The sequence below is a fragment of the Micromonospora sp. WMMD964 genome (assembly GCF_029581455.1).
Lineage (GTDB): Bacteria > Actinomycetota > Actinomycetes > Mycobacteriales > Micromonosporaceae > Micromonospora.
The window spans coordinates 3,695,057-3,716,533 of sequence record NZ_CP120860.1 but is presented as its reverse complement, the minus strand read 5'-3'; the positions used below and the strand labels follow the sequence as shown (position 1 = coordinate 3,716,533).

General features: G+C 67.5%; 13 protein-coding genes. 5 read left to right on the top strand and 8 right to left on the bottom strand.

Annotated features, from left to right (window positions below; all coding sequences use genetic code 11):
- The first annotated feature begins 86 nt into the window (after positions 1 to 86).
- On the top strand, positions 87 to 1,910 hold the full coding sequence (locus tag O7616_RS17115) for a fatty acyl-AMP ligase (protein WP_282302892.1): 1,824 nt from the start codon (positions 87 to 89) through the stop codon (positions 1,908 to 1,910).
- Between the two features lie 107 nt (positions 1,911 to 2,017).
- Here the strand turns inward: O7616_RS17115 and O7616_RS17110 are convergent, their stop codons facing one another.
- The 7 genes from O7616_RS17110 to O7616_RS17080 are packed head-to-tail and all read right to left on the bottom strand — an operon-like array spanning position 2,018 to position 13,877.
- Positions 2,018 to 2,854 (bottom strand): aspartyl/asparaginyl beta-hydroxylase domain-containing protein, encoded by an 837-nt coding sequence (locus tag O7616_RS17110; RefSeq protein WP_282302890.1) that lies wholly within the window; start codon positions 2,852 to 2,854, stop codon positions 2,018 to 2,020.
- A 26-nt stretch (positions 2,855 to 2,880) separates the two neighbouring features.
- Positions 2,881 to 5,049: a condensation domain-containing protein gene (locus tag O7616_RS17105; RefSeq protein WP_282302888.1), complete on the bottom strand. Its 2,169-nt coding sequence runs from the start codon at positions 5,047 to 5,049 to the stop codon at positions 2,881 to 2,883.
- Positions 5,033 to 6,553 (bottom strand): amino acid adenylation domain-containing protein, encoded by a 1,521-nt coding sequence (locus tag O7616_RS17100; RefSeq protein WP_282302886.1) that lies wholly within the window; start codon positions 6,551 to 6,553, stop codon positions 5,033 to 5,035. The genes O7616_RS17105 and O7616_RS17100 overlap by 17 nt, the downstream gene beginning before the upstream one ends.
- Entirely contained in the window at positions 6,550 to 7,818 is a 1,269-nt protein-coding gene (locus O7616_RS17095; protein ID WP_282302883.1) for an MFS transporter, read from the bottom strand. Before O7616_RS17095 ends, O7616_RS17100 begins: the two co-directional genes overlap by 4 nt.
- On the bottom strand, positions 7,815 to 11,729 hold the full coding sequence (locus O7616_RS17090) for an amino acid adenylation domain-containing protein (protein WP_282302881.1): 3,915 nt from the start codon (positions 11,727 to 11,729) through the stop codon (positions 7,815 to 7,817). Before O7616_RS17090 ends, O7616_RS17095 begins: the two co-directional genes overlap by 4 nt.
- Positions 11,729 to 13,573, bottom strand: a complete 1,845-nt coding sequence (gene asnB / locus O7616_RS17085) for an asparagine synthase (glutamine-hydrolyzing) (protein ID WP_282260511.1) — start codon at positions 13,571 to 13,573, stop codon at positions 11,729 to 11,731. Before asnB ends, O7616_RS17090 begins: the two co-directional genes overlap by 1 nt.
- 46 nt (positions 13,574 to 13,619) lie before the next feature.
- Positions 13,620 to 13,877, bottom strand: coding sequence for an acyl carrier protein (locus tag O7616_RS17080; RefSeq protein ID WP_282260513.1), 258 nt, complete (start codon positions 13,875 to 13,877; stop codon positions 13,620 to 13,622).
- A 166-nt stretch (positions 13,878 to 14,043) separates the two neighbouring features.
- Between O7616_RS17080 and O7616_RS17075 the strand changes: the two genes are divergently transcribed.
- Positions 14,044 to 15,045 (top strand): thioesterase domain-containing protein, encoded by a 1,002-nt coding sequence (locus O7616_RS17075; RefSeq protein ID WP_348773819.1) that lies wholly within the window; start codon positions 14,044 to 14,046, stop codon positions 15,043 to 15,045.
- A gap of 66 nt (positions 15,046 to 15,111) precedes the next feature.
- Positions 15,112 to 16,317: a GNAT family N-acetyltransferase gene (locus tag O7616_RS17070; protein WP_282302879.1), complete on the top strand. Its 1,206-nt coding sequence runs from the start codon at positions 15,112 to 15,114 to the stop codon at positions 16,315 to 16,317.
- Positions 16,318 to 16,465: 148 nt separating this feature from the next.
- On the opposite strand, the gene O7616_RS17065 is transcribed toward O7616_RS17070, so the two are convergent.
- Positions 16,466 to 17,050: a transglutaminase family protein gene (locus O7616_RS17065; RefSeq protein WP_282302878.1), complete on the bottom strand. Its 585-nt coding sequence runs from the start codon at positions 17,048 to 17,050 to the stop codon at positions 16,466 to 16,468.
- 774 nt (positions 17,051 to 17,824) lie between these two features.
- On the opposite strand from O7616_RS17065, the gene O7616_RS17060 reads away from it, so the two are divergent.
- The gene (locus O7616_RS17060) at positions 17,825 to 20,335 is read left to right on the top strand and encodes a hypothetical protein (protein ID WP_282302877.1); all 2,511 of its coding nucleotides are present in this window, start codon (positions 17,825 to 17,827) and stop codon (positions 20,333 to 20,335) included.
- A complete protein-coding gene (locus O7616_RS17055) occupies positions 20,332 to 21,363 on the top strand; it encodes a hypothetical protein (RefSeq protein WP_282302876.1) in 1,032 nt (343 codons plus the stop codon). The genes O7616_RS17060 and O7616_RS17055 overlap by 4 nt, the downstream gene beginning before the upstream one ends.
- Positions 21,364 to 21,477 lie beyond the last annotated feature (114 nt).

The window sequence follows — 21,477 nt, the reverse complement described above, 5'->3', positions numbered from 1 at the left end:
GGAACGGTCGGGCTGGAGGAAGGTGGCCGGGTCCACGTCCATGGCCCACGTCGCGGTGATCTACCCTTGCGCCCTCCTGAGCCCCGGTGGCTAATATTCCAACGATCGCTTGGCGTCTATCGCGGGAATACATTTCAAGGGATCGACGGTCGGTCGACGGAGGGGATTTCGCGTCTATGGGTGTCGTCGTTGACAGCTCGAATGCGGTGGCGGCGCTGGGCACACTCGTCGCCACTGTTCAGGCCAGGGCGCAGGAGCAGCCCGACGACTCGGCGTACGTTTTTCTGCGGGACGGCGAGGTGGAATGTGACCGGCTGACCTTCCGGCAGCTGCATGACGCCGCGGAGCTCCTCGCCGCACGGCTGGCCACCGACATCCCGGTCGGCAGTCCGGTGGTGCTGCTTTACGAGGCCGGGCTCCAGTTCCACCGCGCCCTGCTCGGCTGCATGTACGCCGGTCTGCTGGCCGCACCGGTCAAGGTGCCGCACAGCCGGGTCGGTTGGGAACGGGTCCGCGCGGTGGCGTCCGACGCCGGTAGCGCCGTCGTGCTCACCACCGCCGACGTGCACGCTGGGCTCACCGAACGCTACGGTGCCGAGCCGGGCTTCGACGAACTGGTGTGGATCGCCACCGACGGCCTGCCGCAGCCCGCCGGCACGCCACAGTTGCCGGCGGTCGGGCCCGACGACATCGCGCTGCTGCAATACACATCCGGCTCCACTGGCACGCCGAAGGGCGTCATGGTGAGCCACCGGAACTTCCGGGCGAACGCGGCGGAGATCGAGGAGGTCTGGCCGACGGACGGCGGTACGGTGGTCAGCTGGTTGCCGAGCTTCCACGATATGGGACTGCTCTTCAATTTCGTGATGCCGATCAGCAGTGGCATTCCGGCGGTGCTGATGGCGCCGGAGGCGTTCATCCGGCGCCCGGCGCGCTGGCTCGAAGCGATCGAGAAGTTCGGCGGAACCCATGCGGCAGCTCCCAACTTCGCCTACGAACTGTGCCTGCTGGACGCCGCCAAAGCCGAGGTCGACCTGAGCTCCTGGCGGGTCGCGGTCAACGGTGCGGAACCGGTGCGGTGGAGAACCGTCACCCGGTTCGCCGAGGCGTTCGCGTCGCGTGGGTTCGACCCAGGCACCATGTCACCCGCGTACGGCCTGGCCGAGAACACCTTGAAACTCACCGGCAGCAGACCGGGGGAAGCTCCGAAGGCGCTGCATCTGGCCGGTGCCGAGCTCGGTGTCGGACGGGTGACGCCCTGCCCGCCGTCGGATCCCGGCGTCGTACACCTCACGAGTTGCGGCGCCCCGCAGGGCTCCTCGGTGATCCTGATCGTCGATCCCGTCACCCGCCGCGAATGCCCACCCGCCACCGTGGGTGAGATCTGGGTGCAGAGCGATTGCGTGGCGCGCGGCTACTGGCGACGCCCGGCCGAGTCCGTCGAGACGTTCCGGGCGCGACTGGCCGACGCGGAAAGAGGCGGCGAGTATCTGCGTACCGGCGATCTCGGCTTCTTGCAGGACGGCGAGTTGTACGTGACGGGCCGCTGGAAGGACGTGATCGTCCGGTCAGGCCGCAACTACTACGCCCAGGATCTCGAACTGGCCGCAGAGTCCGCCGATCCGGCGCTACGCCCGTCCTGTGCCGCGGCCTTCTCGGTGGAAAGGCAGGAGTACGAGGAGCTCATCCTCGTCGTCGAGGTCGACGGGCGGCTGCTGCGCCGGATTCCGGCAGCCGAACTGACCACAAGAATCGCGAGCCGGGTGCACGACGCCTGTGGCATCCAGCCCGACGAGGTGAGACTGGTTCGGCGGGGCAGGATCCCGAAGACGTCGAGTGGCAAGGTGCAACGCCGACGCTCTCGCGAGCTGTACCTCACCGGGGCTCTGCCGTCGCTGCCGGCACCGTGAACGGCCCGGCTGAGGCGGTGCGCGAGCGGCCGCACCGACCACACCACGGGCCGGTCTCCGATGTGGTGGCGAACGCGCCGCCGCACCGGAGGCCGGCACGACGAGAGCTACCCCACGCCCTCGCCCATCAGGACGGCCCGGCGCTCGCGCCACTCGTCGGCCTTCTTGGCGTCGCCAGCCTGCGCGTACATCTGTGTGATGAGGTGGTAGCCCTGTGCGTCGTCGGTGTCGAAGCGGAAGAAGAGCTTCAGCAGGTGCTCTTCAGCCTGCTCGGCGAAACCGCCGGCCAGCAGCTCCGACGCGATCGCCAACTCCTGCTTCAGCGCCATGGGCTCCAGCGGCGGCAGCGGTTTGACGTCGTCGGGCAGCAGATGGCCGGCAGCGAGGATTTTCGACAACTCCTCGGTCTCGTAACAGTCGATGACGATGTGGATACGTTCAGGACCGGTGACATTGCATACGCCGTGCCGGAAGACCGGGGCCAGCCGCCACAGGTCGCCGACCTGCATGTTGATGGTGTGGCCGTCGATGGCCAGCACCGCCGACGGGTTCGTCACCAGGGGTACGTGCAGGCGGAAGTGGTCCACCTCGGAGAGTTCACCGTAGTCGCGATGCTCCCATAGATAGGCGCCCGCCTCCAGCCGGGCGAGCCGGACCCACATGATGTCCAGGGGCAGGGACGCCAGCAGAGCCTTCGTGTTCGGCATGCCTTCCAAGATTTCGGTGGGCACCCCGTGTCCGTCGTGGATCGTGACATCTTCAGACTGCCCGCTCGGGTTGATCAGGGATAGCGTGTACCAGCCACCGGACTGATAGTCACCGTAATTGACCGCCCATCCGGTGGTGATTGCGCGGACCTCGTCGGCAACGGCGGCCAAGAGGTCGCGGTCCAGCGGCCCGAGGCGCGAGATCTGGTTCAGCAGTACGGCGTGGTTACTACTCATTTCTATACCTCTTTGGCTTGAGGGCATCAAACCGTGACAATTTTGGGAGGCGACCAGCTCCGCGGCATCGCGGCAAGAGTCGCCCGCCGGATTTCCCTGAGCTCGCGCACCTCCGGGGGATGATGGAATTCACAGTTGACGATGACATGTGGGCCTGGGCTCCTATCCCCCCATTCGTCGGTGACGACGGCATGCGCTGCGGAGACTGCGGGCGAACTGAGCGCTACCCTTTCGACGTGTTCCAGATGCAGGGCGCGGTGGGCGTACCGCACCCGGCGTGCTACGAGACCGGTGACGCGCAGCTCGTCGGTGGAGACCCGACGGCCCAGGAACCCCGTACTCCGCCAGTCGGCATCCGGAACCGGCCGCCAGGTGATCTCACCGACCACGAACAGCGGGCACGGGGCACCGTCCGGCGCCTGCACCCGCCAGTGCCCGGTCGGCACGATCAGCCGATGCTCCCGCTGGGATCCCCATCGGAGGTAGGCGGTGGCCCGACGATCCGGTCCGAGGTCGTAGGCGAGCAGGACCGCCCAGCCTGCGGCCATCAGGTCGTTGATCATGGCGTTGGCCCCGGACGCAGCGAACGGCAGCACGAGCACGGATCCTTCGGCCGGCACCGTCGTGAGACCGCCGCAGGCGTGCGGATCGCTCCACACCACTCCGGGCGCCCCGGTGCTGCTCCGCAACGTGCGGACGTGTCGGCCGAGAGCCGCCCGGGCATCTCGGCCGCCATCGTTCGTCTCGACCTGCAACCACCAGCTCACCGCAGGGCTGATCTCCCTGGCGGCCCGCAGCTGTGCGACCGCCCGATCGTGCTGCCGTGTGGCGGGTGCGAGCCCGTCGCAGGTCAGGCTGAGAACACGGTCCGGCTCCGGCGCCGACCCGCCGGGGGACGGGACCATTGGCGGCACCCCGGGCCGGCCGACGTGCCGACGGCCCGGAGCCGACCCGGTGCGGAAGGCCCGCATGAACCGGTCCGCGCCCGCTGGCGAGAGGACGCCGTCGTTGTAGTCCAGTCGGCCGTAGAGGGCGTCACCCTCATCGCGGAACTGCAGCACGAGGTCGAACGACCGTGACGAGTTCGGAGCGAAGAAGTCCCATGTGAGATCGATGCCCGGCACGGCCGGCAGACTCACCGGCGGCCGGGTGTAGGACAATGACAGCCAGGTCAGCGCGCTGCCCACGGCGACCGGACCGTCCACGGTCTTGAGGGCGCGGCCGAGCCAGGAGAACGGCACATGGCGGTAGCGGCGGACGTGCTCGGCGAGAGTGACGGCTCGGGCGACGGCCTGTCGAGGGCTCAGTCGCTGCGGCAGCCGTACGTGTACCGGCACTGTGTTCACCTGTAATCCGATGTCACCGCGGCTCGCCGGGCTGCTGGTGTCGGTGTGGACCGCGAGCACGAAATTCCGGTTGCCGTACTCGTGCAGCTGCCGTACGAGAATGGCCAGCAGGCAGGTGAAGCGGGTCGGCTTCGAGCCGGGCGCCAGGTCCCGCCACTGCTCGATGTCGGTCAGTGCGACGTCGTAGCGGCCGGTGCTACCCACTCGATGACCGACAGCCGGTGCCGCGTCCGGCAGGAGCAGCTCCGGCAGGGACGATATCGCGGCACGACGCCAATAGCTGTTCAGGGTGCGATCGACCGGTGCGGGCTCGACGCCGCGGTGCACTTCCAGCACCGGCGGCGGCGCGGCCTCGCCCGCTCTTACCCGGCCGAGGGCCTCGTTGAAGTCACGTGCGAAGACGAACTTGGATCGGCCGTCGAAGGCGATGTGGTGTACGCCCACGACCAGGGTGAACCTCTGCCCGCCGTGGCGGAGGAGGGTGAACCGGATCGCCACCTCCTTCTCCAGGTCCCACGCCGCGGTGCTGCCGTGGGCCACGTACCAGCGCACCGCAGATTCGCGTTCGTCGCCGGGGGAACAGGGAAGATCGGCGACCGCGATCGGGGGCAGGTCGGCGGTCGAGGGTGCCCAGCTGGGCCGATCACCCCACACCACCACAGATCGCAACGCCGGGTGCCGCGCGCATACTCGGCGGCAGGCCTGCTCCACCTCGTCCGGCTCGACGGGGCCCCGCATCGTGACCGCCAGGAAGCCGCCGTGCACGGTTTGGTGATGCACCTGCTGCTCCGCGAAGATCGCCTCCTGGGCGGGAGTGAGCGCGAGACCAGGTTCAGGCGTCGACGTCACTGCCGCCGCCGGATTCGACCAGTTCCGTCAGAGTCCTCCGGGCCACCTTGCCGTTGGTGTTCATGGGCAATTCGCTCAACCGCAGGAACCGGCGCGGATGCATGTAGTCGGGCAGTGTGTCAGTGAGGGCTGCGGCCAGGGCGCTACGGGTGACGGCGCCGGGTTCTTTCTCGGTGACGACCGCGACCAGGCCGAGCGTGCCGTGCGTCCGTACACCGAGCACGGCCACCTGCCGGATACCGGGCACCCGCAACAGCACGGCTTCCACCTCCCCGGGTTCCACCCGGTAACCGCGTATCTTGAGCTGTTCGTCGACTCGTCCGGTGAAGTGCAGCAGGCCGTCCTGCAGCCGCACCGTGTCGCCGCTGCGGTAGCACCGGCGGCGGCTGCCGTCCTCGTGCTGATACTCGCGGAACTTCGCCGAGGTCAGTTCGGGGTCGCCGCGATAGCCGTGCCCGACCATGGGCCCGGAGATGACGAGCTCAGTCTCCTCCCCCTCGTGCAACGGCCGAACGATGTCGCCGTCAAGAGCGAGCAGGTCAGCCTCCCCCACCGCAGTGCCCAGGGGCGGATACACCGGCCAGCCGGCCGGCGGCCCATCGAGGCGGTATTCGGTGACGACATGCGTCTCGCTGGGCCCGTACTGATTGACCAGCACAATGCCGTGCACGGCGCAGAGTTCGCGGACCTCGTCGTTGAGCACCAGGCGCTCACCCGACGGCACGATCTCCCGCAGGCAGGCGGGTGGACCGCCGACGGCGTCGGCCGCGATTGCCAACATCTGCAGCGAGGCGACCGTCATGAAGGCCCGGACCACCTCATGCTTCTCAATCAGCCTGAGCAGAGCGAACGAGTCCCGACGGGTCTGGTCGTCCACCACGACGAGAGCCGCGCCGACCGTGAGGGTGGCCGCCATCTCCTGAAAGCACACGTCGAAGCCGACCGATGCCAACGCCAGCGTCCTCGGCGCGACTTCGTGCTTCCAGGTGTCGGCATGCCAGACCGCCAGGCCGTCGAGAGCGGCGGGCCCGAGGACGACGCACTTGGGCTGCCCGGTCGAGCCTGAGGTGGCGACGACGTAGGAGTTGGCACCGTCGACATCGCGCGGGGGGTGGCCACCCTCCTGCAGGTCCTCAGTCGACAGATAACGGACATCCGCGACGGGCGCGGACTGCGGGACGTCGTCGGGTCGGACCAGCACGACCCTCGTCGCGGACTGCGTGAGCACGAGACGGCGCCGGTCCGGCGGACCCGACGGCGCGATCGCGTTCGCCCCGCATGCGGCCCGCCAGACGCCGAGGATGCTCGCGTACAACTCGAAGGAACGCGGCATCTCGACGGCGACGATGTCGCCGACCCGGCATCCCATGTTCTGCAGTCCCGCGGCGACCCGAGCGGACATCTGCTCCAGGTCGCGGTAGGTGTGTGCCTCGTCGCCGTCGATCACGGCGGGCTGTGCCGCGTGGTCGCGGCACGCCTGCAGGATTTTCGACACCAGGCTCATGCGCCGCCTCCGGCCGGTGCCGGCGCCGCGCCATCGCCCTCGACGCCCGAACCCGGTCTCGTCATCATCGATGTCTGCCCTTCGTCTTTCGGTGCCCGGCCGGCAGAGAGCACGATCGCCCCGGCCGCGGCTGCGATGGCCATGCCGATCAGAACGGCCTGGTACGGCACTCGCGTGACGAGGAACGCCACCAGAGCGACGGAGGCTGCCTGCGCGGCCGTGCGCAGCGTGTCCGCCGCCGCGAAGACCCGCCCCTGTACCTCGTTTCGGCTACCGGTCTGCAAGATGGTGTAGAAGCCGACCAGCACTGCCGGGAAGCCCGCGCCCATGACCACGCAGCCGAGGAGGGCGACGATTCGTTCGCCGAAGATCAGGCACAGGTTGCCCACCCCGACGACGAGCAGGCCTCCACGCAGCAACCTGAGTGACGTCGTCCGTGAACTCAGATGTACGCACGCGAACCCGCCCAGCACCGACCCGATCCCGCTGGCGCTGAACAGCCAACCGACCGAAGCGGCGCTGCCGAAGCTGTCCTTGGCGACGTCGAGCAGGACGGGGTCGATACCACCGACGATGAGCAGGACCACACTGACCAGTACGACGATGCGCCCGACCGGCCGATTGGCCCGTAGGTAGGTCACGCCGGCGGTCAGTTCCCGGATGAACCTGTCACCGCTCGGACTCGGCGGCGTCTCGAGGTGGCGCAACTCCGCCACCGCCGCCGCCGACCCGAGGTAGCACGCCGCAGCGACAACGCCGGCCAGGGCGATGCCCGACTGCTGATACAGCACGGCGCCGACGGCCGGGGCGGCGAAGAGTGCGACGTTTCGTCCGGCCCGGAACATCGAGTTCACCCGGGCGAGTTTGTCCGAGGCGATGGTGTTTACCAGCAAGGCGCTGGCAGCAGCACCCTGCAGGCATCCGCAGATGCCGATCACGATGATGATGGCGTAGAGGATGTACACGTCGTCGGCGCCGTGGACCAGCAGGACCAGCGGGATGCAGGCCGTTTTCAGGATGTCGCTCAGGATCAGCAACCAGGTTCGGCTGCGGCGGTCGGCCAGCAACCCGGTCGCCGGCGCGAGCAGAGCGGGCACCAGGTAGGCGAAGAAGACCATGCCCGCTGACGTGATCGAGCCGGTGAGCTTCTCAATCCAGATGGCGAAGACCAGGACGAGCATCTCGTCACCGAAGAAGGAAAGGCTGGCCCCGAGGGCCCACACGGAATGCCGCCCCGGTACGGCGACCTTCGTCTTCTCCGTCATCGCGCGGCTACTCCCCCGGCCGTCAGCTGGACCAGCCACTCCGATATCCGGCTCGCCGTACGCTGCGCCAATTCACCTTTGAGCATGCTGAAGTGGTCACCCGGGGTCGTCATGGCGACCACCGCTGGTGTTCTGGCCCGCCAAGTCTGCGCCATCTCGGCGGCCGAGAGCCCGCCTGGGCCGGCATCCTCGGCGCAGAGCAGCAACGCAGGACCGTGATGATGGCCCAGGTCGTGTGACGCGAGCTGTTGCAGCCCTTGCGCCCAGACCGGCAGCATTCGCCGTACCTCGTCCGGTTCGATGGTCTCGATGACCTCCGGACCGACACCGAGCGAGCCGAGCAACTCGCCCATCCGCGGTTCCGGGCCGATCGAGTGCGCCAGCTCACCGGTGCTCACCGCTCTCCGTCGGAGTTCGGAGAGGTGCTGGCGATCCGCGGAGTCGAGCGCTCGTCCGTCGAGCAGCACGAGGGAAACGCTGCGCTCATCGCCGGCGTGGAGGAGCCTGGCGAGTGTGTGCGCGCCCTCACACGCCAGTGACCAGCCGACCACCGTCCACCCCGGCGCGGCGACGGTCTCGAGCAGGTGGCCCGCAACCAGCCGGAGAGCGTCGTTCAGCGTCGGAGTCGCCGGACCAGCGGGCCAGGGGAGCCCGAAGACGCTTCCGCCGGCGGGCATTGCGGCGACGAGGTCGCGGTACGCGAGCATCGTTCCGGTCGGGGGCGCGACCAGGAGCACGGCCGGCCGGCGCGGGTCCCCGGAACGCAGCAGCGTCGGGGTTCCCGGCTCGGCGACGGCCGCGTCCCGCAGCAGTCGAGCGACACCCGCTGGTGTGGGATGCCGGATCAGGTGCGCCAGGGGCAGCCGTACCCCGGTCGCCTGTTCGAGACGGACCAGCAACGTCAGCGCCAGTATGGAGTTTCCGCCGCTGTCGAAGAAGTCGGTGACGGCGTTGATGTGCCGGTCTCCGAGCACCCCGCGCATACAGTCGGCGACCGTTTGCTCCTCCGCGGTCAGCGGGGCCATCGTGGCGGGTGGCGTGCCGTCTTCGGCGAGCCGCAGTCGCAGCATCGAAGCCACCGCCGAGCGGTCGGCCTTCCCGCTCGTCAACTGCGGTAATTCGGTGGCCCACCGGATCCACTTCGGCACCATGAATGCGGGCAACCGCTCGGCGACGATGTCGAGCAGAGTAGCCTCATCCGTCTCCGGCTGGGGCCCCTCGGGCACCAGCAGCGCGGCCAGGCTCACGCCGTCCAGGACCACGACCGAGGCGCTGTGGACCAGAGGGTGCGCTTCGAGGGCCGCCTCCACCTCGCCCAGTTCGATCCGGTATCCGCGGATCTTGACCTGGTCGTCCCGGCGCCCGAGGAACTCGAGCGCCCCACCGTCCTGGCGGCGAGCCAGGTCCCCGGTCAGATAGGCGCGTTGCCCGGGGGCGAACGGTAGGGTTCGGAACCGCTGTGCGTCGGCGGGGTCGGCCTCCAGGTATCCGTCCGCGACACCCGGTCCGCTGACGCAGATCTCACCGATGAAGCCGGGCGGCACAGGCAGCCCGGCCCGGTTGAGCAGATATATCCGGTTACGGCCGTACGCCCTGCCGATGGTGGACGGTGTGGCCAGCTCGCGTACGGATCCGATGGTGCAGTCGATGGTGCACTCGGTCGGGCCGTAGGTGTTGTAGGCCGGCACGCTCGATGCCGCCAGGCTGTCCCACAACGTCCGGGACGGGACCTCCCCGCCGATGACGACGAGTGAGGGAGGCACCGCGCTGCCGAGCAGGCCGGCTTCGACCAACACCGCCATGAGGCGTGGCGTGGTCTCGTAGAAGGTCAGGGCCGTCGCCGGGTCCTCGTTGAGTTCCACTAGAGCCGAGGGCGAGCCGCGCTGTTCGTCCGAGAGCAGGACGAGGGTGTTGCCAAGCGCGAAGCTGGCGAGCAGATGACTCAGGAAGATGTCGAACGACACTGCCGCGACCCCGGCGACGCGGTGCGGGCGGCCCGCGTCGTGCATCCGGAGCAGCGGGCCGAGCTGGTGCTCGACATGATCCGCCAGGTTCGCGTGAGTGAGCACCACTCCCTTCGGGGCACCGGAGCTACCCGAAGTGAAGATCACCATCGCGGCGTCATCGAGTTTCTGGGCCGGCAGCCGCCCGGGTTCCGTGGGACCGTCCTGAAGGTCGACGAGCCGGACACCGGTGGCGGCGACCTCCGCCGCAACGGTGGGGCCGTCCTGCACCAGGAACTGCGCGCCGGCACGGGCCAGCAACTCCGCCCGGCGCCGCGGCGGCTCCACAGGCTCCAGCAACAGCGCCGCGGCGCCGCTCAGCCAGATCGCCATGACTGCGAGCGGAAGCTCTACATCCCGTTGCAGGCAGACCCCGACCACGGCGCCGGGGCCGGCACCGGCGCCGCGCAGCGTGGCCGCCCGAGCACGGGCCAACCGGTGGAATTCGGCATACGTCACCGCGGACGTGCGGGTCTCCACCGCCGTGCGCTCGGGGAATCTCTCGACGAGGTCTCCGAACCGGGCCGGCACGGTGGCGAGAGACGAGCGACCGGACTCGACCGGCGCGGGTACGGCGGCCTGCCGCTCCGGGGTGACTTCGGAATCCCCGTGCGGGGCCTCGGCGAGGTCGTCGGCCCCGGCCGAGCACAGGTGGGCAAGAGCCCGCCGGAAGAGCCCAGCGAGCGTGCGGATCGGAGTGGCCTCCAGGAGCAGCGGGTTGTAGGTCAGGTCGCATCGATAACCGTGGCCCTGCCGGGCCACGTTGAGTGACAGGTCGAAGCCGGTGGCGTCCCAGCCGAACTCGGCCGGTCGAGCACTGAGCCCGCTGAACCGCCAGTCCCCGCTGAACTCCGTGCGGTTGTAGAACATCGCGACCTGCAGAGCGGGAACCGCTGTCGGCAGTTGCGAGAGGCGGGCAACCGACAGAATCTGGTCCAAGGGGAGAGCAGCGTTCTCGAGCGCGGCGAAGACCGTCCGGCGAGTCCTGGCCAGGACATCCGCAACGCTGTCCCTCGCCTTGTGGCGGAACCGGATCGGCACGGTGTTGGAGAAGATCCCCAAGGTCTGTGCGTACTTCTCCGGGCGTGCCGTTACCGGGCTGCCGATCAGCACGTCACCGGTCGAGCAGGCGCGGCCCAGAGCCAGCCCGAACGCGCTGCAGGCGATGACGAACGGCGTCGTTCGATGACGTGTCGCGGCCCGCTGCAGGCTCTCAGCGGCCGCGCCGTCCAGGTGGAACACATGTTGAGCGCCCGTGAACGGATCGATGGCCGCCCTGTTGACCTGCCGATACGGCAGCTCCAACGGCGAGGCTTCGCGCAGTTGCCGGCGCCAGAAACCGCGCTCGGCCGCGTGCTCCCCGCTGGCCGCCTCCTCCAGGGCGTACTCGGCGTACGAGGGAACCTGCTCCGGCAGCCGGCTGCTCGGGTCCTCATAGAGAGCCGACAGCTCCGCGCCGAAGATCTGCGCGGACACCTCGTCCACGATCGCGTGGTGGAAGGTGACTCCCAGAGCGTGCCGGGTCGGGTCGGAGGAATCGTGGACGATCACGATGCGCCACAGCGGCCCGGCAGCAAGGTCGAAGCGTCGCTTGGCGTGCTTGATCGCACGGTCCACGGGGTCGGCGCCGGACTCCTCGACGAACTCGTAGGCCTGCGCGGCCTCGGTCCTGTCGCCGATGCGCTGCCACACCTCGCCATCCCGTTCGTGCAGAGTGGTGCGCAACAAGCAGTGCCGACCGGCCAGAGTCGTCGCGCACCACCGGAGGCGATCGATCTTCAGGTCACCACGGAGCAGCAGCACCGTCGGCACGTTGTAGGCATGACCGGCGGCGAGCGCGTTGAGTACGAACATGCCGCGTTGCGTGGCGCTGGCGGGCACCCAGTGCCCGGTCGATTGGACGCCCATCACACCGCGATGGTGACGTTCGCGTCCGTGAGCCAGTAGTGGAGCTGGATGACAGCCTCAATGCTGGTCCGTGTGACCCCGAGACGCAGTCCGCCGGACGGCTCGTGGAGTACCGCCTTCAGCCGATCGGCATCGAGCAGCGGCAGCACCGGGCTACCGCCGTCCGCGAGGGCGGCGAGCTGCTGTGTCAGGCGGGCGCGGTAGGCCGGGTCCTGCGCCACCGGATAGGGCGACTTGGGTCGCTGTAGAGCCGACGGCGGCAACAAGCCCGCTGCGGCGCGGCGCAGCAGGGTCTTGCTCTCGCCGTTCTCGCTCTTGTGCGACCACGGCACGCTGTAGACGTACTCGACCAGCTCGTGGTCCACGAAGGGCACCCGCCCCTCGAGCGCGGCGACCGCACCGCCCAAACGGTCCCGGCGGTCCAGGACGACTCGCAGATACCGCGTCAGAGCCAGGTAGGTGAGCTGCCGCATACGCTTCTCCTGCGGCGACTCGGCACCGGACAGCGGTGTCTCCCGCAGCGCGTCTACATACCGGTCGCGGGTGTACTCGTCGAGATGGAGCTTGCCGACGAGGTCGCGATCCAGCAGGCCGCTCAACATCTCGGTGCCCTGCGAGGCGACCAGCCAGGGGAAGCTGTCACCGCTGCTGTAGTAGGCGTCATGGAACCAGATGTAGCCACCGAACAGTTCGTCGGCGCCGTCGCCGGCCAGCGTCACCGTCGCCATGGGTCGGATCTTGGTCGACAGGTCGAACAGGGAGGTATACATGTCGAGCCCGACGACCGGGCGCTCCATGGCGTGCACGACGGCCCGCTGCCGATCCTCCAGCGCCAGATCCGCAGCGGTCAGAAGGAACTCGGTGTGGTCGGTGCCGAGCAGCTCCGCCACCCGCTTGGCGTGTGTCGAGTCAGGGTCGGCGTGCACCTCATCCGGCCGGAACGAGGCCAGATGGTAGGCGTATTCCATGGACACGGTCTTGAGCGCCCGGCCGGTTGGTGAGCCGCCACGGCTGGCGAGCGCGGTGATGATGCTGGAGTCCAGACCACCAGAGAGCAGCGAGCACAGCGGGACGTCGGAGACCAGTTGTCGCGCTACGGTGTCTGCGAGGATCTCCTTCACCCGTTCGACGGTCGTCTGCTCATCGTCGGTGTGCTCCCGCACCGGCACGTCCCAGTAGCGGGTCACCTTCAGGCCCTGACGACTGAAACAGACCACCTCGCCGGGAGCGACCTCCCGAACGTCGCGGAAGGGCGACCTGCCGGGCGTGGGGGTGAATCCGAGCACCTCCGCCATGCCGTCCGCGTCCACGACCGGATCGACCAGTCCGCTGGCGAAGATGGCCTTCGTCTCGGACCCGAACACGAACTCGCCGTCGTGCGTGGTGCTGTAGAACAGCGGGTAGATGCCGAATCGGTCCCTGATGAGGACGAGTTTCTCAGTGATGTCGTCCCATACCGCGAAGGCGAACATGCCGCGGAGGCGCTCCGCGCATGCGGGCCCCCACTCCTGGTAGGAGCGCAGGACGACCTCGGTATCGCTCTGGGTCTCGAACCGGTGCCCACGCGCTCGGAGCTCGTCACGCAGCGCGACGAAGTTGAAGATCTCACCGGTGTAGGCGAGCACGCACTGAGTTCGCCCGTCCTCGTACGCGATCATCGGCTGCCCGCCGCCCGCGATATCGATCACGGCGCGCCGCTGAAAGGCCAGGAAGACGTGGTCGCGCAGCCACAAACCGTCCGAGTCCGGCCCACGGTGTTCGAGCGTCTTGCCCATGCGATCGGCCAGATCGTGTTCCTGGGACAGATCGCGCGTGAAGTTGCAGATGCCTGCGATGCCGCACATTGATCTAGAACTCCCCCGTGTGATATGCGTACGCCTTGACGGCCAGTCAGGCAGTCGCGGCTTGCTCCGCCAGCAGCTCTCGCAGCGACTCGGTGAACTCCTGCGCGTTGTCGACCTCGAAAATCTCCACCAGCGGGATCGAGATGCCGAGCTCTTTGCGGAGGTCCGCGATGAATCGGGTGGCCACGAGCGAGTCCAGACCGTGTTCCACGAGATTGTCGGTGACGGTCAGCTCGTCGGACTGCAACGCCTTGCGCAGCAGCCTCATGACGATCTCTTCGAGATCCTGCTGGGAATCGGTCACGGTCACATGCACCTCAGAGTTCGAGACGGGTGGCGGCATAGCGGCCCAAGCCGGCCGGTACGCCGCGAACAATGATCATGCTTCCATTGGACACTAAGAGGACGATGGATGTCCGTCAACCACAAAGCGGCGCCGTGAATCCAGATCCTTCATCCGATCCGTATCGATGATAGGCCATACTGACCCCCGGTCATTGCCCCTCATGGATGAAGCGGACGGGGATTCCCTGGGACCACCGCGGGTGTGGTGTTGTCCACTGGCTCGCACCCCTCCGGAGGCGACCGGAGGATGTACAGTATCCTGCCCACCCCGGCACCCGATCGAGTGGCTTGTCCACGGTCGGCGCCGATTGCCATGTCCAGTATGGTCGCCGGAGCCGATTGCACCTGGGGGTGGCGTGTTGGGCGGCAGCTGGACGGCGGGTGAGGCATCGCCGGTGAGGATCGGAACCCGGGCGCGACTCGACATCACCCGTCCTGTCGGGCCGTCAGATCACCTTCTCGTCTGCCTGCCTCCGGCGGGTGCGGGCGCCGCCCTTTTTCGTCCATGGGCCCGAAAAGTACCGGAGCGCCTGATCGTGGCGGGTGTGGATCTACCCGGACGAGGTTCTCTGCGCGGTGAGCCGTTGCGACCCGTCGGCGACTGGACGAGCCTGGTCCGTGACATCGTGACGAGTATCAGCACTGTCGACTGCGCTTCGGTAATCCTTTTCGGACACAGCATGGGTGCGTTGACCGCGTTCCTGGTGGCGCGGGGACTCGAGGCGGCGGGCCGGCCCAGCAGCCATGTCTTCCTGTCCGCCGGCCGTCCGCCGACCCGGCCGGCGCTGCACGGTCACCTCGCGTCCGCTACCCCCGCCGAGCTTGTGGCCGCCGAACTGCTGCCGTCGGGAGTTCTGGAGCACGTCGACCTGGTCGATCTCCTCGTGCCGCTGCTGCGCCACGACCTCGAACTGCTCGGCCGCTACGAGCACCAGGACCTGACACTCTCCAGCCCGGTCACGCTGATCGCGGGTGAGCACGACGCCGTGACGACGGTGGAAGAGGTACAGGGCTGGCACGAGGTGCTCACCGGCGACGTCGGGTTCGTGAAGCTGCCCGAGGGGCACGCCCTGTCCGACCGGCTGCGTGCCGAGGTGGTGAGAAGAATCCAGGATGGGTGGCTGTGACGACGGGCCGAGCGCCCCGTTTCGGAGTCGGATCGACGTTTGGCGTGGGGGAGACAATTGGTTGTCATGACGCAGGTTCGGTCGCTGCGGGACATTCCGGAGAACGACTGGAATGAGCTGACCGAATCGCAATCGGCTTTCAGCTGTCAACCCTGGCTGCGGTTCGTTGAGGAACGTGTCCGGCTTCGCTGCAGCTATCTGCTGTGGCACCACGAAGGGCGGCTGGCCGCCGCGCTGCCGCTCTACCGAGGGCCCCTGCGCAACACCGGCCAGACTTTCAGCCTGCCCGCCCTTCTGCAGGACCAGGCAATCGCGGTAGAGGGATCACCGGCGGACGGCACGGTCATCCTGGTCGGCGCGGCATACGGCTACCACAACGACGGCCTGCTCCTCGCCTCGTGGTTGGGACCGGACGATCGCGCGGCCGTCGGTGCGTCGCTCAGCGGATTCCTGCGCGAGTCCGTGGAGGCCCGGGATGTCGTGGGCGCCTTCCTCATGAACGTCGATCGGGGCACGATCGACGCGCTCGCCCGCGCCGGCTTCGCACCGCACGTTCCGGCGGCCGTCCTGAACGTCACCGCACGACTGGACGTCGTCGGCGATGACTTCGACGGCTATGTGGCGCACCTGCCGCACAGTCGGCGGCCTGACGTAAGGCGTGAGCGGAGGATGTTCGCCCAGGCCGGTCTGACGTGCACTGTGTCCACCGGGCCGGAGCCACTCGCCGACATCTCGGTGCTGGCCGAGGAGACCTACCGACGCCATGGCTACCCACCATCGCCTCCAGAGGAGTTCCAGGCGATGCTGGAGGCGTTGCAGACGCGGTTCGGTGAGCGATGCGTCCACTTCCTCGTGCACGACACAACGGGCGCGTTGACCGCGGCCTCGACGGGGTTCGTCCAGAACGACACGCTCGTCATACCCTGGTTCGGTGTGCGGGCGGACGCCGACCGCGCCGGGGCGCCCTACTTCAACACGTGCTTCTACGAGCCGCTCCGCTACGCGCAGGAGCACGGGCTCAAGAAGGTGGATCTCGGTATCGAGGCACTGAGCGCCAAGGTGTTGCGAGGTTGCTCGCTGTCCGTGAAGTACGGTGTCACGGTGACCGCTGCGGATCGTGCCGCGGCGTGGGAAGACGCGATCCTGACATTCAACCGCCGGCAGCGAGAGCTTCTTGGCGAACGTGCCGGTGCCGCCGCTCGAAAGGTGGTCGCCACCTTGCTCGCTGGTGACGGCGTGGAGCCGCGTGAGGATCGCGTGGAGGCCACCTGACCTCCGGCCGAAACAGGTGCACCGTCGAGGCAGCGTTGCGCTGCTTCGACGATCGGATCGCATGAGGATACAGGCCGCAGAATTCCGGTGGCCTGCCGCGAGAGCCGAGGAGAGCGCGAGGGCGGATAGCCACATCCGCTGTCCCGACTCAGGGCGTAGCGGGCAACCCGGCGCGGCACAGTTCAAGAGCGTCTCGAGCACCGCGCAGGGCTGCGATCACATTCGGCGAGGGTCGCACGTGCACTTCAGGAAAGTCGAGACCGGCCGCCCCGTCGGTGATCGGATAGGCCAGTTGCTCACGCCCCAGCCGGAACTGGGCGTCGATGCCGGCGCGGTTGCCGCGCGGGTCCTGGCGATGCCAGCGGCCCGCAAGGTACACGGCGACGAGGCCGTGCAGAAAGGGCTCTCCCCCGTCGGTCAGCTGTTGGTAGCACAACCCGGCCGGAACGCCGGCGGCCCGGGCCACGGCCACCAGCAGGTGCGACTTGGCATAGCAGAGGCCGACGCCGGCGCTGAGGACCTCGCCGGCGGTGACAGTGATCCGCGGATCCTGGGCGTCCACGGAATGCCGGATCCGGTCACGAACCCATTCGAAGGCGGCCCGCATGACGTCGACGTCGTCCGGATGCGCCGCGCGCAGTTCACCAGCCAACGCCCGCACCGCCGGATGGTCCACCTCGATGACCAAGTCACCGCCCAGGTACTCCATCGGCTCGCCCGCGACCAGTTGCATAGCTGTCCTCTCCCCGCCGCTTGCCCAGTCGGGTTCGAGGCTGCTCCTTGGCGCCACGACCCATCGCGTTACGGATGCGGCGCTATCTCACCGCAGCCACGCTTTTCCTGTCACCCTCATTCCCGGACACAGGTGCGGCAACGGGCACTGTTCGGCCGTTCGTCGCGGACGAGGGATTGGCCGACCCGGACAGCGAGGCGGGCGCGGCCAGTAACGGCTCGCCGACCTGTCCCGTCGCACCAGAGGGCTGCTGGACTGAGGGCACCAGCCCCAGGCCCGTGGACCGGTGGCTCCCGCCCAGGTCCGGTGCCCGGCCACGGCGATGAGTGGATGTTTGCTCGGCGAGGGCCTGGATACTTGTCGCGCCTATTGAACGAACGGTGCAACTCGGATTGTCGACGGCTCAAGATGGCCTGCGGAGAGGCGTCCTCCGAAGGCGACGTCGAAGGCGTTCGGGGCTGGTTCCCAGGCTATGGTCCACCTCGAACGGCCATGCCCGGTCGGGTCCAGGCTCATCCTCTGCAACTCCGTCGACACGAAGCGACTGAGGTGAACAAGATCGCCTATCCAGACGTGTCGCCCACGTCCCAAGACTACGGGACTGGGTTCTTCTCGAGGCGTATTAGAACGAGACAATCAAGACGGTCCCTGGCGCGGCATCCTGCTGACGGGGAACTGCACCGCATGCCCAAGCCCGGCATAACAATTGCCACGCGGTCGGATAGGTGACACGTGGGTCTTGCGCTCTCGTAGACCGAGGATATGGTGAGGGCCGTGTCGATAGAGAGCCCTGCGGACGAGACAGAGATTATCTTGCGGGTGCAATCCACTCTCGCACAGATCGCGCCGATCGCCATCTCTCAGCCGGGTCACGCGCAAGAGCAGATGATCAGGATGATCGACAGCCTCCCGCATGAACAGCTGAAGGAGCTGGAGCCCTCGATTCGGGACGTCGTCGAGGCGTTTCTTCCGAAGCGCCGTCGGCGGCTCATGGAACATCTCGAAACGAGGCTGACCGAGTCAAAGCCCGCTCGTCCACCGGCACCTGTTGTTTCACCCACACCGGCGACTCTCCTCCAGCGGTTCACGGCTGCCGCACCGGCCCCCCAGATCCCCGCCGCCCGTTCGACGAAGAGGCCCGTGACGCAGGCGGAGGTAGACGATCGGCTGGCCGGCCTTGAGGAGGCGCTCAGAGAGCTGAGCGAGAAGCATATCTTCCAGTGGCAGACCCTCTACCGCGACTGGCTTTCGGAGGACTTCGACTGGTTCTTGGACGCGCTGAGCAGTTACGTGCGCTACCCACAGGTATTGGAGAAGATCCACGAGGCGCTCGTGGCGCACTCGGCGGAGATCTTCGAAAAGGGCAGGCGACACCAGATCAACCAGGGGGAGACCGAGCAGTACGCGATCGACAAGTCCGTCAAGGGCCTACAGAGCTTTCTCGACCTGCCGATCGAGTTCTACTCTGCTCGACTGTCGACCGCTGCGGACGTGAGACAGGCCAGAGGGTTGCGTGCGCTTACGTCCAGCATGCTTTCCGCGATTCTGACCGGTTACAGCCTGCTCAACTTCGGTAGCCAATCCGGTAGTGAGGTTCTCGCCCGATACCCGAGGTCGTGGGCGCATGCGCTCGCCTTCTTCACGCCGGATGACCTTGATGCCCTCCTCGAACACATCGAGCACAACGAGTTCGTTCGCGGCCTGCTGTATTACCTCACGCCGCTGGTGGAGGCGATCGAGTCGCTCGGCGAGGGCCGGGAGCACATGCCGCTGCCCGCGCTCTCGCAGCTACGGTCGGATGCCGGGCGTATTGACATCTGGCTCAGGCCGTCGACGCTCTCGCCGTACCCGCAGCTAATCGAGCTTGAGTGCTATCTCGGCGAGCGGTATGTGCGGCAGCCTGATCTGCACGAAGCGGTCCGTCGGGGCGTCACGGTCGCGGTGGTCCCGGTCAGGGCCGGGTCAGCTCACGTCGCGTCAACCGACCCTCGGCTGCGGCAGACCGTCGTATACGCAGAAGCAGACCCGTCGAAGGTGGCGATCGCACGCGATGCCATCAAGGCACCGCTTGCAGCCCGCGCTTATCACCAGGGCACCGCCTCGACGCGCCGGCAGCCCTTGGGACACAACGTCGCCCGGTCCTTTCCCCGGGACAACCCCAACCTCCTGCCGTACTACATCGTTCATCGCCAGTCCGTGCGAGACCTGTTTCGCACCTTCGAGAGCCGCAGCGGTGTCCGCCTCTGGTGCAGCGTGCGACGTAGCGGCAAGACCACGGCGGGAGCACGGCTCGACGCTGACACCACGACCGGTCAGGTGACCGTGGTCAAGCAGACCTGTGATACCACCGGCGAGACACCCAACGACAACGTGTTCTACAAGCAGGTGCAAGCAGCCCTAGTGGAGGCCGACTGGTTGCCGGAGACGTTCTTTCGTGATCTCGTCCTGAGGTGCGGTGACGGGCAGGCGATCTCCGACCGAACAGTCTTCGTCCTCGACGAGTACGAAACACTCTTCGGCGCGCTCAGCGCGTCACTGCGACGGGACCCGGACCTGCGTTACTTCGTCGTGCAGCCACTGTTGAATCAGATGGTCGAGTTTTCCCGTGAGAATCTCATCATCTTCCTGGGACAGCAGCCCAACGCGCACTACATCCTCATGGACCAGAACCAGCTCAGCCCCTACGTACAGCAGGACTCCTTCCCACTCTTCTCGCACAGTCACGGCGAGCCAAGGGAGGAGTTCGCGCAGCTCATTCGGAAGGTTCTCGCCAACCCGGTGAACCCCGATGCGTCGTTCATCGACGCCGTCTACGGCGAGACTGCGGGCCATCCATATCTCACTGTGTCGATGCTGTACAGCCTCGTGGACTGGCTCATCGCCGAGAAGCGGCCCGTCAACCGGCTCGAGCTCACCCGGGAGGAGTTCGACCAGTTTGCCGCGGTTCGGCTGCGCCCGAGCGACGTACACCTCAATCGGGACTTCGGCATTTTCCACGAGGCCGCGCGGGAGGCCCTGAGCGAGGCCGGCCGCCAACGGTCACCGTGGCTGCACCAGGTCTACGGGGTCTTGCGCGCGGTGGCGCTCTCGTCGCCGGAGACCCTGCGTTGCACTCGTAGCGACTTCGCCGAGATCGCCGCGGGCTTCTCGGACGGGATTGACACGGGGCGCCTGCTCGCCACGGCGAGCGACAGCAACTTCTTCGCGTATGACGACAATTACGTCTGGCCGCAGATCCGGCTACTCGGCCGGATTGCCGCTGTGTCGCACGGGGGTGTGGTGTGACTGAATACCTTGATGAGCACATGTCACCGCAGCGGCTGGCTCAGGTGGTCACGGACCGGCTCCACGCCGAGGAATCGCCGGTCGCAGGGTACTGGCACGAGGTGCGCGGAGACCGGGACAAATACGCCGAAGATCTGCGTCGGTTGCTGGTGGGTGCTCCGGTAGTGGTCCTCGTCATCCGCGAGATCGTCTTCGACAATCCGAACGCCGTGCAGTCGGAGTTCGTCGAACTGATCGACAAGCATCGCGCCGAATTCGAGCAGTTGTTCAGCGAGTTGCCCGAGTATCCGCCTACGGTCGCCGTCGTGTTGCTGGCACGTAGTGTCCCAGCGGTGCCGCAGGTAGCGTCGCCGGCCATCATGCCTGGATGGTTTCCCCGCTTCGGTGGCACGATTGTCCCGGTCTATTTGCGCGACCTGACCTGGACCGGCAGCGCGGCCATCGACTGCGGCGAGTCAGCCATCCCACAGATCTGTGCTGGTCTGTTCACGTTGGACGGTGCGCTCCTCAGGCGTCTCACGAGTGTCCACAGGGCCGAGCCCGCAGAGGACTTCTGGGTTCGCGTGAGGTTCGATGACCGATTCGACTTCGGCGACTTTCTCTCAGCGTCACGCCGCTTCCGCGCCACGGTACGCAACAGGCAGGCGTTCCGGCCAGACGCGCGAGGCGGCACCACGGTGGTCGCCCGTCTCTGGAAAGTTGCTCAGCGAACGTCACCCGAGGCACTGAATCGAATAGGTACTGATCTAGCCACCGCGCTACGGCTGCCGGAGCCGCTGGGTCGCAATTGGCACCAGCCATTCGCTTCCGTGCTTGGACGCCCAGCCGATCGGCCCCCGGAGTCGGGCGTGGCGTTCGCAAGCAGCGTCCTGCGGACGGTCGCCGCGAGCGCCCAGTTCATCACCGTCGCCGCCCACGCCGACGACTACGACGCCTACCCCGTGGCGCTGCTACGTTCGACATCGCTCGACTTGCTGGCGGCGATGCGTGACGCCACATTGGTGCTGCAAACACTCGACTCGCTCTGACCCTCGGCGCTCCACCGCCACGACAGCCGTGTCCCATGTGGGCGCCGAATCCAGCCTTGCCCGCCGGTGTTGCAGTCCTGGGCCGGGGTTGCGTCGAACGCCAGTTCTGGATCT